This is a genomic window from Niameybacter massiliensis (genome assembly GCF_001282685.1).
GTDB classification, from domain to species: domain Bacteria; phylum Bacillota; class Clostridia; order Lachnospirales; family Cellulosilyticaceae; genus Holtiella; species Holtiella tumoricola.
This window is the reverse complement of record NZ_LN875035.1, coordinates 2638918-2655745: the sequence shown is the minus strand read 5'-3', so window position 1 is coordinate 2655745 and position 16828 is coordinate 2638918. Positions and strand designations below refer to the sequence as shown.

The 16828-nt window shown below is 33.8% G+C and carries 12 protein-coding genes; 7 read left to right on the top strand and 5 right to left on the bottom strand.

Annotation, left to right across the window (positions count from 1 at the left end; all coding sequences use genetic code 11):
* The first annotated feature begins 372 nt into the window (after positions 1-372).
* The gene (locus BN2390_RS18060) at positions 373-1587 is read left to right on the top strand and encodes an EAL and HDOD domain-containing protein (protein ID WP_082238857.1); all 1215 of its coding nucleotides are present in this window, start codon (positions 373-375) and stop codon (positions 1585-1587) included.
* A 202-nt stretch (positions 1588-1789) separates the two neighbouring features.
* A complete protein-coding gene (locus BN2390_RS18055) occupies positions 1790-3115 on the top strand; it encodes a sulfatase family protein (RefSeq protein ID WP_053985704.1) in 1326 nt (441 codons plus the stop codon).
* A 17-nt stretch (positions 3116-3132) separates the two neighbouring features.
* Here BN2390_RS18055 and BN2390_RS18050 read toward each other — a convergent pair whose 3' ends face one another.
* A complete protein-coding gene (locus BN2390_RS18050; RefSeq protein WP_053985703.1) occupies positions 3133-3930 on the bottom strand; it encodes an AraC family transcriptional regulator in 798 nt (265 codons plus the stop codon).
* Between the two features lie 115 nt (positions 3931-4045).
* Here BN2390_RS18050 and melA point away from each other — a divergent pair, with 115 nt between their 5' ends.
* Positions 4046-5368, top strand: coding sequence for an alpha-glucosidase/alpha-galactosidase (gene melA, locus BN2390_RS18045; RefSeq protein WP_053985702.1), 1323 nt, complete (start codon positions 4046-4048; stop codon positions 5366-5368).
* Positions 5369-5539: 171 nt separating this feature from the next.
* Positions 5540-6274, top strand: coding sequence for a glycerophosphodiester phosphodiesterase (locus BN2390_RS18040; protein WP_053985701.1), 735 nt, complete (start codon positions 5540-5542; stop codon positions 6272-6274).
* Between the two features lie 261 nt (positions 6275-6535).
* Here the strand turns inward: BN2390_RS18040 and BN2390_RS18035 are convergent, their stop codons facing one another.
* The 3 genes from BN2390_RS18035 to BN2390_RS18025 are packed head-to-tail and all read right to left on the bottom strand — an operon-like array spanning position 6536 to position 9607.
* The gene (locus BN2390_RS18035; RefSeq protein WP_053985700.1) at positions 6536-7342 is read right to left on the bottom strand and encodes a carbohydrate ABC transporter permease; all 807 of its coding nucleotides are present in this window, start codon (positions 7340-7342) and stop codon (positions 6536-6538) included.
* On the bottom strand, positions 7335-8234 hold the full coding sequence (locus BN2390_RS18030; protein ID WP_053985699.1) for a carbohydrate ABC transporter permease: 900 nt from the start codon (positions 8232-8234) through the stop codon (positions 7335-7337). The genes BN2390_RS18035 and BN2390_RS18030 overlap by 8 nt, the downstream gene beginning before the upstream one ends.
* Before the next feature lie 23 nt (positions 8235-8257).
* Positions 8258-9607 (bottom strand): ABC transporter substrate-binding protein, encoded by a 1350-nt coding sequence (locus BN2390_RS18025; protein WP_053985698.1) that lies wholly within the window; start codon positions 9605-9607, stop codon positions 8258-8260.
* Between the two features lie 388 nt (positions 9608-9995).
* On the opposite strand from BN2390_RS18025, the gene BN2390_RS18020 reads away from it, so the two are divergent.
* Together BN2390_RS18020 and BN2390_RS18015 are read left to right on the top strand one after the other, a co-directional pair.
* Complete coding sequence (locus BN2390_RS18020) at positions 9996-11510, top strand: response regulator transcription factor (protein WP_053985697.1); 1515 nt, start codon at positions 9996-9998, stop codon at positions 11508-11510.
* A complete protein-coding gene (locus BN2390_RS18015) occupies positions 11510-13249 on the top strand; it encodes a sensor histidine kinase (protein ID WP_082238856.1) in 1740 nt (579 codons plus the stop codon). The genes BN2390_RS18020 and BN2390_RS18015 overlap by 1 nt, the downstream gene beginning before the upstream one ends.
* A gap of 66 nt (positions 13250-13315) precedes the next feature.
* Here BN2390_RS18015 and BN2390_RS18010 read toward each other — a convergent pair whose 3' ends face one another.
* On the bottom strand, positions 13316-15211 hold the full coding sequence (locus BN2390_RS18010; protein ID WP_053985695.1) for a DUF4838 domain-containing protein: 1896 nt from the start codon (positions 15209-15211) through the stop codon (positions 13316-13318).
* 395 nt (positions 15212-15606) lie between these two features.
* Between BN2390_RS18010 and BN2390_RS18005 the strand changes: the two genes are divergently transcribed.
* A complete protein-coding gene (locus tag BN2390_RS18005) occupies positions 15607-16794 on the top strand; it encodes an ROK family protein (protein WP_053985694.1) in 1188 nt (395 codons plus the stop codon).
* Positions 16795-16828 lie beyond the last annotated feature (34 nt).

Genomic DNA, 16828 nt, shown 5'->3' with positions numbered 1-16828 from the left:
AATATGCTTAATAAGTACACACTATAAAAACCTCAAACCCTTACAACATAAAATTAATTGAAAATTGATAAATAATATTAAAAATCTCCCCTGTGTATTTATTAAGCTCTCCCCTAAATGATATAGTATAGATAGAAAGGTAACTTGAAAGTTACCTTTTTTGTATGCTAAAAATGCATTAAGATCATATAAGACAAATGAATATGATAGCTTAATGGAATATTAATTAAAATAGATGTAATAACTGAAATGTTATAAAAAATATATAATAATAGTATATAATGTTGAAATTTAAATGTAGATAAAATATAATTCTAGAAAGAAAGGTAGAAATTGTGTAACTTAGCAATTTATATATAGGTAGGGAAACGTATGAGATGTATATATATGGCAAGACAATCCATTTTTAATAAACATAATAGAATATTTGGATATGAATTATTACATAGAGAGAATGAGCAGAATTATTTTATCCCCAACAGTCCTAATAAAAATTATACATGTGAATTGATATCAAATGCTATGCTTACATTTGGAATAAGTAATATTGCAAAAGGAAAATATGCATTTATTAATTTTGATAGAGACGTAATTATGAGTGACATACCTTTTTTGCTCAATCCTAATGAGATGATTATAGAAATATTAGAAGATGTAGAAATTGATGAAGAACTTTTAGAGCGATTAAAAAGGCTTAAAGAGAAAAATTATCTTTTAGCAATGGATGATTATATAGGAAAATCAGGATACGATTCATTAATAAAACTTGTAGATATCATTAAGGTTGATTTTAAAATGACTACGGAGAAGATACGTAGAGAAATCGCAATTAAATATAAAAATAAAGTGTTATTGGCAGAAAAGGTAGAAACGGAAGAAGAGTATGAACAAGCTAAGCGAGATGGCTATAGCCTTTTTCAAGGTTATTATTTTTCAAAACCTTTAATGCTGTCTAAGAAGACGTTAGATATAGCAGAAAATAGCTATATTAATTTATGGAAGGAAATAAAAAAAGAAAATCCTTCATATGATAACTTAGTATCTATTATTAATAAAGATGTGAATTTAATCTTAAGACTGTTGCAAAAGGTAAATACAGTAAATTATTATAGGGGCAAAGTGATTTATTCTATAAAAGAAGCACTTGTAAGATTAGGGATGACAGAAACTAGCAGGTGGATTATTCTTCTTCTTATGCAAGATGTTACTATGAAAAATCAAGATCATCATATACAAGTTGCTTTAATAAGAGGCATACTTGCAGAGCAAATATGTGCACAAGTAGGTTTAGGTAAATATAAGGAAGAAGCCTATATAAGAGGTATGTTTTCTGTTATGGAACAAAAAGATAAAGAAGAGATTTTGACTTTTATTAAAAAGGTTGATCAAACTATTGAAAATCGAATTGATGCAGTTGAAATAGAAGAAGTATTAAAAAATATTATTAATGTGACAAAATATTACGAAGAGGCAAAGTGGGATGAAGTTGATCTATTTGCTAAACAGTACAAAGTACCTAAAGAATTAATATTGAAGTTTTATTTAGAAGCAATTGACTATGCAAATAATGTATTTAGAATTGAATGAGGAGTAGCTTATAAAATACAGGCTATTCCTTGTTTTTTATTATACAAGGAAAAATATATGAGATGAGATAAGGATAGAAATAAGATGTAAATTGATTATATTTTATAAAAAAGTATAACTTTTACTTGTTTATATACTAAAATTTACTATATAATTATAAAGTAGTTTACTTTTAAATTTAACATAAAAATAGGAGTTAGAAATGAACAAACAGCCGAACATTATTTTTTATTTTTCAGACCAACAAAGATGGGATACTTTAGGATGCTACGGACAGAAGTTAGATGTAACCCCTAACTTAGATAAGTTAGCAGCAGAGGGAACTCGATTTAATAATGCATTTACATGTCAGCCAGTATGTGGTCCGGCTAGATCTTGTTTACAACTTGGACAATATGCAACATCTACAGGATGCTTTACTAATGCCATAGCACCAGATTTCTCTAAAAAAATGCTTGCAGATTATTTTAATGAGGCAGGGTATGAAACAGCTTATGTAGGTAAATGGCATTTAGCAAGTGACAATAAGGCAGATTTACATTTTGAAACAACAGCTATTCCAGAAGATAGAAGAGGTGGATATAAAGATTATTGGATGGCATCAGATGTACTAGAATTTACTTCACATGGTTACAACGGATATGTGTTTGATAAAGATGATAAAAAAGTAGAGTTTATAGGGTATCGTGCTGATTGTATCAATAACTATGCCTTAGACTATATTCGTAATAAAGAGAGTGATAAACCATTCTTCCTATTTGTATCACAAATCGAACCACATCATCAAAATGATAGAGATCGATATGAGGGACCAGATGGAAGTCTTGAACGTTTTAAAGACTTCGAACACCCGGGTGATTTACCATTAGGACAAGGGGATTGGGAAGCACAATATCCAAATTATCTTGGATGTTGTCATAGCCTAGACTACAATGTAGGAAGATTGGTGGAAACTTTAAAAGAAAAAGGTATTTATGAGAATACCATTATTATTTATACTTCAGACCATGGTTCACACTTTAAAACACGTAATGGTGAATATAAACGTTCTTGCCATGATGGATGTACACATATCCCACTTATTGTACATGGGCCTGGATTTGAAAAAGGTGGCGTCGTTGAAGAACTTGTAAGCTTGATTGACTTACCAGCAACGATGTTAGACTGTGCAGGAATTGAAGTACCCAAAAACTATCATGGTCATTCAATTTGTCAGTTACTACAAGGAAATAAAGAAGACTGGCAACAAGAAGTATTTCTACAAATTAGTGAAAGTCATATAGGTAGAGCAATTCGTACAAATCGCTATAAATATTCTGTGATGGCAAAAGGTGATGCTTGGAAAGAAGCAGGAGCAGATACATATTACGAAGCCTTCTTATATGATTTACAAGAAGATCCACATGAACTTTGTAACTTAGTTAAAGATGAGCGTTATGTAGAAGTAAGAAAAGAGCTTGCAAAACGTCTTGTAGCAAGGATGGAACAAGCTGGTGAAGAAGAAGTAACTATTTTACCAGCTGAATAGAAAATAAAAAATGCACCTTAATAGGTGCATTTTTTACTTTCTATATGTGTTTTGATTTGAGTAGGGGGGACACCGAATTTCTTTTTGAACATTTTTGAAAAGTTAAAAAGATCATTATAGCCAACACACAGTGCTGCTTCACTAGGCTTATAATCATGTAGAGTAATAAGTTCGGCGGCCTTGGTTAAGCGGAAGTCTACTAGATAAGCCTGTGGAGATTGGCCTACTTGCTTTTTGAAAAGATTACTAAAGTAACTACGTTCAAGTCCTAACTTTTGAGCAAGGCCATCTATGGTAATAGGTTTCATATAATTAGCCATGATATAGTTTTTTGCTTTATCAATATAAGATTTAGAAGAATCTTTGTTTTGGGTATGAACTAGAGTGAGCTGTACAAGAAGCTCATAGAGCTTACTACATACATAAAATTCTCTACCAGCATCAATGGTTTCACAATTTTTGATGTCTCTAAAAATATGTTCTAAATGAGGTGCACTTAGAACATCATCTTCTAGGTAGAAGTGAGCAGGTAAATGCATTTCAAAACCAATCCAACAGTAGTGCCAAGGCTTTTTTAAATCTGCTTGGTAATAGGTGATTTCAAATGGATGAATAATAAAAAGTTCTCCAGAAGAGACTTGGTATGTACCTCTAGGGCTTTTGAACGTACCAGTACCAGATAGTACATAATGGATAAGATAATAAGGTCTTGTAGCAGGTCCGTAGGCATGACCTGCTTGGCAAGTTTCCTCACCACAAATAAGAGGTTTTAGATCGTTAAAGGGATAGTCTCTTAGTAAAATTTCTTTGAGCATAGATTTACTCCTTTATAATATAGATGCACACATTATAACAAATTTATCTCACATGATACAATTACATCTTTAACTTTATTTTCTTATAATAAGGTTAAAGAAGGGAAGTGTAAATATGATGAAAATTACTTTTTTAGGTGCTGGAAGTACTGTATTTGCAAGAAATGTTTTAGGAGATTGTATGTGTAGCTCTGTGCTACGTGAATGTGAGATTGCACTTTATGATATAGATGCCCAAAGACTAAAAGAAAGTCACATGATACTAAATGCAATTAATAAAGGAAAGGGTGAGTTTGCTACGATCAAATCCTATTTAGGCTTAGATCAACTTAGAGATGCTTTAAAAGATGCCACATTTGTTGTGAATGCTATTCAAGTAGGAGGATACGATCCTTGTACCATCTTAGACTTTGAGATTCCAAAGAAATATGGTATTCATCAAACTATAGCAGATACATTAGGGATTGGGGGGATTATGCGTACGTTGCGTACCATACCTGTCTTAGAAACGTTTGCCGAGGCAATTGAAGAAGTATGTCCAAATGCTTGGTTGCTTAACTATACGAATCCTATGTCTATGTTGACAGGATACTTACAACGCTATACTAAGGTGAAAACAGTAGGGCTTTGTCATAGCGTACAAACATGTAGTCGTGAATTACTTAAATCTCTAGGAATGGAAGATAAGGTAGAAGGACGCAAGGAACTGATTGCGGGGATTAACCATATGGGCTGGCTTTTAGAAATCAAAGATAAAGAGGGGAATGATCTTTATCCAGAAATTAAAAAGCGGGCAAAAGCTAAAAATGCCTCAGAAAAGCACCATGATATGGTACGTTTCGACTATATTGATAAATTGGGTTATTACTGTACAGAATCAAGTGAGCATAATGCAGAATACAACATGTTCTACATAAAGAATAAATACCCAGAACTTATTGAACAGTTTAATATTCCTTTAGATGAATACCCACGTCGTTGTGTAAGTCAAATTGAAGGTTGGGCAAAGCAACGTGATGATCTTCTTGCACATCCAATCCTAGAACATAACCGTAGTCAAGAATACGCTTCCTATATTATGGAGGCTATTGTAACTAATACACCTTACAAGATTGGGGGGAATGTACTTAACAGTGGCCATCTTATTGAAAACTTGCCACAAGATGCATGTGTGGAAGTGCCTTGCCTTGTAGATGGAACAGGCATTCATCCATGTTATGTAGGTAAACTTCCAGTACAGCTTGCAGCTATGAATATGACTAATGTCAATGTACAACTTCTAACAATAGAAGCAGCCAGAACTAAGAAAAAAGAGCATATCTACCATGCAGCTATGCTAGACCCACATACAGCAAGTGAACTCTCTATTCCAGATATTATGAAAATGGTAGATGAGTTAATTGAAGCAGAGAAAGAATGGTTACCAGAGTACAAATAAGTTAGTAGATTAAATTCATTACGATACCTTGAGGATAATCTCTATATTTCTCACCCAACAAAAAGATGCCGCCTACATGGGTGGCATCTTTTTTATTTGAATGTGTAATGAACTATAGGGTGAAGAATATACATAAGTAATAAAATGTACTTAGCATCAGGAGGCGAGGAAATGGTCAAAAATTATGCACATCGTGGGTTTAGTGGAGCGTATCCAGAAAATACAATGCTAGCATTTCGAAAGGCAGTAGAGGCTGGATGTGATGGGATTGAACTAGATGTCCATTTATCAAAAGATGGCGAGCTTGTCATCATGCATGATGAGAGATTAAATCGTACAACGGATGGAAATGGATTTATAAAAGATTATGACTATAAAGAGATTAGAGGTTTAAATGCAGCTCATCTATATAATGGACGTTATCAGCATGTACCTAATTTACGTGAATACTTTGAGTGGGTGAAAGATCAATCAATTATCAGTATTATTGAGTTAAAGACAAACCACCTTGAGTATGAAGGTATTGAAGAAAAAGTAAATACATTGATTGTAGAGTATGGACTTCAAGAATGGGTAATTATATGTTCTTTTAATCCTTATAGTATGGAAAGAATGAAAAAGATCAATCCGACCTTGAAAGCTGCACTTTTAGTAGATCATTGGAGTGATAATATAGGTGATTATACTGTATCGTTAGGAATGCAATACCTTCATCCTTATTACCATATGATGACACTACGTAGGGTAGATGAAGTTGAAAGTTATGGACTTGGGATAAATGTATGGACTGTCAACGAAGAAAAGGATATGTTAGAAATGATTGAAATGGGTGTGGATGGTATCATTACTAATTATCCAAATCGATTAAATAAATTAAAAGAGAATCTGCTTAATGTAAAAGATTAAAGCGTCCTTCGACTTCTCAGATATAGAGAAGTCGAAGGACGCTTTTTGTATAATGATATTTAGGTTAGCAAGGTGCTGATACTTAGACGGGGACCTTAAGTATAAGTACCTCATACGCTTCTAAATGAAACGCCTTATGAATGGCTTCTACACGTAGCGCTTCTGGATATTCACTTGCAAGCTAGTGAGGTCTCGCCCCACCAGTGATCAGGATTATAATCCGCACCGTGTAAAAAATACATGCTATTCACCTTCCATTCATTATTTAACGGAACCCACCATACCTGCTACGAAATGCTTTTGCATTAAGAAGAAGATAAGTACAGTAGGAAGTGTTGTAATGACAATCGCTACCATGATGATCCCGTAATCAGGACTATAAGCAGAAGCGAGAGAAGAAATAACTAAAGGCATTGTCTTTTTGTCTTGACTTTGTAAAACGATAAGTGGCCATAAGTAGCTATTCCAGTAACTCATAAAAGTAATAATCGTTGCAGCAGCATAGGTTGATTTCATAGTTGGAACATACATATAAAAGAATGCTTGAATTTCAGAAAGCCCATCTATACGTGCAGCTTGTAAGATTTCTTTAGGATAAGACTTAGTATTTTGTAAGAAGAAGAAAATCATAAAGGCTGTAGACATAGAAGGAAGAATAATAGCAGTAGCAGTATTCATTAGTTTCATCTGACTAAAAAGCTTAAAGAGAGGTACCATAATGCTGGCAAAAGGCATCATCATTGATAGCATCAAAAGACTCATTAAACGGTCTTTGCCTTTAGAGCGATACACTTCAAAACCATAACCTGCCATAGAACACAGAAGTAAGGTGCAAAGTGTACCTATAATTGCTACTTTAAAAGACATCCATAAGATGGAACTTACATCTGTAGAGGCTAAAAAGCCTTCTATATTTGTACCTAAAGCATTTCCAAAACTCATCTTCCCACGAATGACATCAGAAGAGGTATTAGTGGTTCCTATAATCATCCAAATGAAAGGGAAGATGGAAAGGAATGCTGCAAGACCTAAAAATAGATGGGTGCAGTATGTTTTAAATTTAGTCATTTTGATCACCTACCTTTGAGACTTTAAATTGAATGATTGCAAGAACAGCTACCATGAATAAAATAGCGTAGGATATGGTTGCGGCATAACCAAAGTTTGGTGTATATACAAAGGATTGATTATAGATATACTGGGAAATGGTCATGGTTGAGTTACCTGGTCCACCATTTGTAATATTCATAGCTTCATCAAAGAGTTGGAGTGTACCATTAGTAGACATGATAGTAGTAAGTAAGATGATAGGTTTAAGTAAAGGAATTGTAATGAGCTTAAACTGTTGGAACTTGCTTGCACCATCAATATCAGCAGCTTCATAAATACTTGTATCGATGTTTTGCATCCCAGCAAGATAGAAAATCATATTGTATCCCGTCCATCTCCAAGTAATAGCGATAATAATGACGACTTTTGCCCAGAAAGGATCTAAAAGCCATGAGATGGGCTCCTCTAAAACGTGAATTGCCATAAAAAAGCGGTTAACGATACCATCATAAGCGAAAATACTTTTAAAAAGTACAGAGTAAGCCACAAGAGAAGTTACACAAGGGAGGAAAATCGCTGTACGATAAAAACCACGGAATTTTAGAGAAGGTGCATTAAGAAGGGCAGCAATGATAAGTCCTAGAAGGAGCATAATAGGTACTTGAATAATAAGGTAAAGAAAAGTATTTGCAACAGCTTGCTTAAACATAGGATCAGAAAAGAGTCTGATATAGTTTTTGAAGCCTACGAATTCATAGACAATCCCTTTACCGGATTGTAGAGAAAGGAAAAACGATTGAATCATAGGATAAAAAGAAAAAACAAAAATGAGTAAAGAAGGGATGAGGACAAAGCCCCATCCTATAATTTGTTGTTTTCGTTCTAGCCCATGCACTTTTTGTTTATGCATATAATCACCCCATATTTTTTGAGTTATTGAACTTGTAGTGAGAAGAGAGATTGAACGGTTTCTAATGACTTATCAATATCTGCACCATTTAAGATGTTTGGAAGTTCGTTTTTAAGTGCATCTTTTGCTTCTTGAGTATACATACCTAAAGAAATACTTGGTACTTCAGGAAGCCATTTCGCAAAGAGTGAATAGATTGGTTGGCCACCAAAGAACTCAGCTTCTTCTGCAAAGACATCACTTTCATAAGCAGGAAGGTAAGAACATACACCACCACATTGTGCTAAGAATGACTCATAGAATGCTGTACTATTACCGAATGTAGAAGCAAGGAAGTCAGTAGCAACATCTTTGTTAGCAGCTTGATCAAGTACGAACCAACTAGAACCACCTTCGTTAGAAGCGTTTGTACCACCTTCAATATCTAAGCGAGGAATAGGTGCTACACCCCATTTACCACTTTGTCCTTCACCATCCATAATCGTTGCAATTTGCCATACGCCAGATACAACGGTTGCCACGTCACCGTTATTGAAGCTATTTACAAATTCGCTCCAACCTGTAACAGGTTTAGCAACACCAGAACTTGCAAGCTCTCTATAAACACGCATGGTTTCTGTCATAGCAGGGTTATCTATAAAGTTACTCTTGTTATCAGGTGTGATGTACCAAGAACCAGCTGATTGAAGCATGATAGAAGTGATAGCTTCATCATTAGGGTTAACTGTACACATATATTTGCCTGTTTTTTCTTTAATTTGTTGACCAATTTCGATGTAACGATCCCAAGTAATATTTTCTAGATCACTTGGTGTGAAACCAGCTTCTTCTAAATAATCTGTACGGTAGAACATACCTGTCACACCTACATCAAAAGGAATACCATAAATTTTACTATCTTCAGTAACACTTTCTACCTTATAAGAAGCAAAGTTAGAATAGTCTACAGCGTTTGTAAGATCGGCAAATGTATTTGGATAAGAAGTAATGTATTTTGCAGCATTGCTGTCATTAACAAGGATGATATCTGGGAGAGAATCTGTAATACCAGAAGCTAAGTTTGTTGTAAGCTTTTGCTCTAAGTCTGTTTTTGATAAATCAATGATTTCTAGTGTGAATCCAGGGTGCTCTTTTTGATAAAGTTCTTCAGCAATTTTTAAAGCTTGCCCATTGAAGGCTTGATCCCAACACCAAGCAACAACTTTTTGTTCGGTATTTGTTGTATTAGTATCTGTAGAATCTGCTGGTGCAGTGACAGGTGTTGAAGTGTTGTCTGTAGCAGGTGTTGGTGTAGCGTTTGAAGAACCACTACTACAACCTGTCATTGTTGTAGCAAGTAAAGTTAAAGCGACCATAATTATTTTTTTATTCATCTGAATAAACCCCCTTAGAGAATATTGAATAGAATACCTGTGTTTCATATTGACATTTTAACAAAATAAAAAAAGAATCTATAGTAAAAAATTAACAAGATTTAGTATAAATTTGATTTTAAATTGGTAAATATTAATTTAGCAAAAAGAAATAGTAATAATTTGATAATTTTATAATTTTTAGGTTAATTAACGTAAATCAAACTTAAATAATTGCTAGTTTGTTGTGAGATATGATAAAATTAGGAATAAGTTAATAAGCAAAAATGTTAATATGCACTATAGAAGAGAGGGGGCTTGGCTTAGGAGGTATTTCGAAGTTGTTTATTTGTTCTATCTAGAGTGGGGGAACATATAGGCAATAGTTATCAGATGAAGGGGAAATTTTATGGATAAATTATGTAGGTTGTTAATTGTTGATGATGAATTGATCTTACGTAATGGTCTGAGATATTTGTGTAACTGGGAGGCGCAAGATATTCAAATTGTAGGAGAAGCGGCAAATGGAGAGGAAGCGCTAGAGCTTGTAGAAGAGCTACAGCCCCATATTGTGCTAGTAGATATTGTTATGCCTATGATGAATGGCGTAGAATTTGCCAAGATCATGCAAGAGAAACATCCTCAAGTGAGGATGATTGTACTGAGTAGCTTTAGTGAATTTGACTATGTAAGAGAGGCTTTCAAGTATGGTGTATCTGATTATTTATTAAAGCCTAAATTAAAGGTAGAAGATCTTCTTGCTTTAATTGAAAAAGTAAAAGGAGAGATGGATTTAAGTAGTAAGCAAGTGGCTAAGAAAGATAATACATCTTCCTTATTAAAGCAACTCCTCAATCCTTTTCATCAAGAGGTCTGCATCAGTAGTCCTCTAGAAGAAGTCATGTCCGAACCTAACTTTATTTTGATGAAATGTAAGATTTGTGATTCTTATAAAGAAGAGTTAGTAAGCTGGGTACATCATGCTTTAAAAAATATTAATTTTATTGAAACAATTATACAAGAGGAGTACATTGTACTTGCCAATCTAAAACATTATGATGAAAGAATATTTTTACATACTTTACGAGAAGCGGTGTCTTATCTTGCGTTAGATAAAGTAAATTTCATAGTAAGCTCAATATTTATTAATCCGTCAAGTTTAATACAAATAAGTAATGAACTTAGTCAACTGCTTGGCAAGGCTTTTTACTTTAAAGAAAAAACATTTATATTACAAAGTGAGATGAAGAAAGAGGGCGAGAAGAAGGAATTTGATATTGCCCTTTTTAATTCCACACTCAATGGACTAGATATGGAGTCTTGCAAAAAGCAACTGCTTGACTACTATGAAGAAGTGAAAAAAGAACAAGGTTATGATGAGTATAGTCTTAAACGTTTTTGCCAAAATGTCATTTATAATTTAATCAATACCACAAGTCATCTAGGTTTTGATATAAGCCTTTTGAGTAAAGATAAGATTCGTATATTTAGGGATATAGATAAGGCAACCTATTTTGAAGAACTTGTAGAAGTGATGAAACAAGTCTTTGAAAAATTGACAACACTTATGAATGAACAAGTGGAGCAGAAGAACTCAGTTATTTTAAGTAAGGTCATTCAATATGTAGAAAAGCACTATAGTGAAGACTTTACATTATCTGATATAGCAAATGATTTGCATATTAATTACTATTATTTATCTGCTTATTTCAAAAATCAAACCAGTGAAAATTTAACGGCCTATATCAATAAAGTACGGGTAGAAAAAGCTAAACTTCTTCTAAAAGATGAAAAACTCTCAATAGCTGAAGTAAGTGGATTAGTAGGCTTTTCAGAGCATAATTATTTTTCTAAAGTCTTTAAAAAGTATGCAACTATGACACCCACTAGTTACAGAAGAAAACAGGTAGGATGGGGTAAATAATGAAGAAATACAACACGATTTTTACTCGAATAATGGGACTTACGTTGCCTACAATATTAATCGTTTCGTTGATTATTTGCCTAACTTGTATAGGGATGGCAAAGTCGCTTTTGCTCAAAGAAGTAACCCATAACGCCTATGTCAATTTGGCCAAGGGGCAAAAGGAACTTTTAGCTTATAATGAAGAAGTAGCCACTTTGATTAGTAAAATTAGCGGAAGTAAAGCCTTCAAAAACTATATTACCGCACCAGAAGGCACACCTCAGGAACAGCTGAATTTAGTACTGGACATAGGAAAGTATATGGATACTTATAGACAATACTTAACACCTGTCAATACTTACTTTATGGTAGTAGGTACCAACGGTGAGACAGGACGCTACTATACCAGTAATCCATGGGCATGGGATGAAGTGCCTGAAGATTTTGTGAAAAACTATATCGCAAAAGATGGTGAAGTGGCCAATCAGATGATTTATCATGGTAAGCAAGGTGTATTTAGTAAAGCACCTTATAAGAATGGGATCTTTGTAACTAAGCCGCTATTAGATGGAACACACAAGATGTATGGCTATGTAGTTGTTATAATCGATGAAAGCTATATCTATTCTAAATATAGTGATTACAAAACTGAAGGGATGAAACTTGCCATTATAGAAAGTGATGGAACAGTTCTATCTAGTGATGATAAAAGACGTATAGGAACCAAGGAACTTGAAATTTTAGAACAAGCCAAGCAGGCTGTAGATAGTGAAACAGGTTATATTAATATAGATCATGAAAAGACTATGATTGGTTTATATTTACCTTTTTATGATGGTTATTTGGTAGGAGAGATTGATCAAAAAGTGATTTTTGCACCCCTCTATAGGCTTGAAAAAAATATGCAACTGATTATGCTAGCGGTTATAGGTATTACCTTTAGTTTTGTTTTTGTTATCTCTAGACATATTACTAAGCCGCTTTATAAGTTGGCACAAACCATGTCCTTTGCAGCAACCCACGACTTTAAAGAGCCTATGACACAACATAAAGGTAGTCAAGAAATGCAGATGATGACAGAGGCTTATAATATGATGCTAAAAGATATTAACTATCATGTAAAAAGCTTGATGAGTGAGCAAGAAGAAAGGCGTAAGGCTGAGTTAAATGCTTTACAGATGCAGATTAACCCACATTTTCTTTATAATACTTTAAGTTCTATTAAATATTTGGCTCAACATCAAAAGATTGATCAAGTAGATGAAACAATAGATTGTCTCATTTCGATTTTACAAAACACGATAGGAACAACAGATGAAATGACCACCATAGCTGATGAAATTAAAAACTTGGGTTTCTATGTGTATATCAATCAAATGCGTTATGGAGACTACATTAAGGTAGACTATCAAGTGGATCCTTCATGCTTAGATTTGCAGATTCCTAAGCTCATCATTCAACCTTTTATAGAAAATGCCTTTTTCCATGCGTTCACAGGTAGAAAGAGTGGGAATATCACTGTATTTATTAATCAAAATAGTGGCCTACTTTTAATAGAAATATTGGATAATGGAACTGGGATTAGAAGCTTGGATGAAGGGGGACACAAAAAGAAATATCATTTCAGTGGCATAGGTATTCACAATGTGGATGAACGAATTAAACTGATCTATGGCATAGATTATGGTGTAGAAGTTCAAAGTGAACCAGGGCTAGGAACCAGCATTAGTATTAAATTACCAATAGAGGTAATTTAATTGTATAAGTATAGAAGCTCACCTAAATGTTCTTTTATAGGAGCATTTAAGTGAGCTTTTTATATATTAAATAGAATAATTATTTGGTAATGTGAATCCGGTATATTTACTAGAAACTTCGATCACTCGGTAGACATCTAGAGCATCTTGGAAAAAGGGTTCATTGGTCTGGATATAGGTGATAAAGTGAGTGTATGCAGTCTGTGCTTTTTCAGCCTCTCCAAGAGATAGATGGTAAAGTGCGGTTGCTAATAAATGGACATAGTTAATATGGAAACGTAATTTGTTGGTGCAATAAGGGTGAGTTTCTTCTGCTGTATGTATTGTAAAGGCCTTGGTATATTCTATAGCTTTAAGGCAATTAGCAGCGATAGTGGTAGAGATTCTTGGACCTTTTCCGTTGAAATAATCACAACTAAATAAATTAGAGATCGTTGTGAAATAGTCTTGGTAGTAGGCACCGTCTTTGCCATAAAGGTGGTAGAAGTAATCGGCTGCAATAGTATCGAAATCGGTATGTGTATCAAAAAGTGTTAAGCCCATAATGTAGTTAGGAAGGCTATGAGGCATTGCTACTCTTAGTTCTTGGCAACTGATATAACCATTTAAGTGAAGCGTTTTTAATGCCTTGATATCTTGACTAATGATTTTTGAAATGTTTATATACCCTAAATCACCATAGTGTGCACGTCCGAGAGGATAATCATAGACAAAGCTGTCACTATCCCATTTAGTTTGCCATTTTTGAAGGAAGGCTAAGTTTTCTTCTAACGACTGTGGAAGTGTAATCTGGTTGCGCTTGTAAGCTGGTATAGTATCAGGAATGCTGCAGTCTTCGTAACTCTTTTCAAAGGTTCTGCTAATAGGGGCAAACATAAGTGTGAAACGATCGTGATTATGGAATACTTCATGAAGAGGTGGCCAAAGAAGTTCTTGGTAAAGCAGGAAAACTATTTTTGTAGACAAGCCGGCTTCTGTAAGGGCCTCATCTAAAGTATTTAGCATAGCTATATATTGGTCACTTAAGAGTGTGTCTTGGCATTTAGCACATTCACAGACATTATTGTATTCATCAGCTAACCATACATGGAGATAGTCAATGGAAGGATTCTTGGCTGCATAGTCGACAATATTATTGATGAAGGCTTGTTGTACATTACTATTTGAGTAGCATAAGTTGGTATTAGTAGGAATACCACGCCAGAATGCTCGTTTACCTTTGATAAGGGCTAGCCAATCTTTTTTATTATCTTCTAAGGTGACATCAACTTTTTGCCATCCAAAATCTTTTAAACCAAGAGGTTCACATGTCCACCCGTGCCCAACTTTGTGATAAAGTAAGTCTCTTTTTTTAAGTTCACTTTCGATAGTTTCTAAAAAGGATTCTAATTGTTTTTCGGTAAGGTCTTGGGGAGATAGTAAAGGGTTAAAAGTGTGTTTATACCATCTCTCGAAGAAGGCATAGGGAAGCTTAAATTGCATGAAAAAGCTATTGTAACCTAGCTTAGGAAGCCAATCAATAAAGTCTAGTACGTTTTCAAGAGCGTTTGCCCCTTCGATACATACGCCTCGGTGTCTAAGGGAAGCTGTATAGGTTTGGTTATGTATATAGCATGGTAAAAAGGAGCTCAAATCTTTTTGAGGGATATACTCGTATTGCTTACCTGGTTGTAAAAATCTACATCCTAGAAGATAAAGTAATTTGTATGTTGCAAGTAAAACAGAGCGTTTGTTGCTGCCAAGTAAGTGGATGGATTTGGTAGTGCAATGAATTTGATAAGAATCATCTAAAGTATGTACGCAAGCATCTTGTGTACTTAAATAAATAGGAAATGCATTTTGTGTGTTAGCATTAAAAGAAATAGAGGTGGTGAAGTCTATTTTTTTTAGATAATAATTAAGTTCTGTGGCACAAAAGCGTAAAGTAGAATCGTCAGAAGTAAAAATAAGATTGATTTCCAAAGGGCTCATCCTTTCTTAATGTCATATTAATTAATAAATATAATTAATATGACTAGATTTAAAAGTATAAAATAGCTACTATAATTGAGTTTAAAGTAAAATAATAAAATAGTAAATTGTGAAATGTAAATAAATTAAATAGAAATATATATGCAAGTTTGATAAGTGTGATGGAGGGAATACGTAAAAGAGTTGTTGATAAAAGAAAGATTCTAAGGAAAACGAATTAATTATAAAATGAAAGAATCTAGATTTGATATAGATAAAATTAAAAAAATTATTTATTTAAAATAATATAGAGGCATGTGTAGTAGAAAAAAATTGAGGAATGACGTAGATATGATATAATTAATTATAAAAATTAAGTAATAGAATGAGATAAAAGGTGAGAGACGATGAATAATGTAAAAAAGTCCAATCGAACAAAAATTTTAGAATATATTTTTAGAAATGCACCTGTATCTAGAGCTACCATTGCAGAAAGTACTGAGATTACACCTGCTACAGTGACAACTACCACAGCAGCATTAATTAATGAAGGGATTATTGTTAATTTAGGTGAAGCAGAGCAGATGGGCGACAATACTCTTGGGAGGAAGAGGGTGTTGATTGATCTAAATAGAGATTATGTATATGGTATAGGGATAGAGTTTAATGAAAAGTATATTGCTTTTTGTATTACTAATTTAAGTGGTAAAGTGATAGATGAAATTATGTTTTCAACCACTTATAAAGCAGTTACAAATATTACGGGATTTATTGTGCAAAATGTAGATACACTTATAGAGAGAAATAAGGAAATTGTGCCTAAGTTAGTGGGCATAGGCATTGCCTTACCAGGGAAATTAAGTAGTAATCAGACAGAGCTTGTAACAGATTCAAAAGTGTGGAAATCCTTCCAACCCCAAAAGATAAAAGAAAGATTTTGCTTGCCTATTATTATGGATAATAATGTAAGATGCATGGCTTTTGGGAGATACTTGTTTGAACCACAGACAACACCTGAGAACTTTGCATTTTTCCATGTGGGAATAGGCATGTATTGTGCAAATATGATTGATGGAGAGTTATTTAAAGCAGATAATTATATTGCAGGTGAAATTGGGCATACCATTGTAAAGGTAGATGGTAAGTGTTGTGAATGTGGTAAAAGCGGTTGCTTGCAGACTTATGCAAGTGAAAGATGGCTGATTAAAGCGGCTAAATTATTAGTAGAGAATAAAGGTTCTATCATCTTAAATAGTTTAGTAGAGTCGCCGGAAGAAATAAGCATTGAGCATATTATCACAGCTTATAATTTGGGGGATGAGATCATAAGAGGTTATATTTTAGAAGGGCTTAAATACTTGAGTATGACTATATCTAATTTATCTATTCTTATTAATCCTACCAAAATATTTTTACATGGGCGACTATTTGATGATTTAGAAGTGGGTAGGCAGCTTCAATTGTATATAGATAAGGACTTGAACTTTATGGGGAATCATTATGGTTCTAATATTGAAATTTTGCCTTATAGTCCTATTAACGGAGCGATTGGAGCAAGTGCTCGTGCCATTGATGCCTATTTTATAAATGAATAAGCAGGAAAATTTAAAAGAGTTATAAAACGTGCAG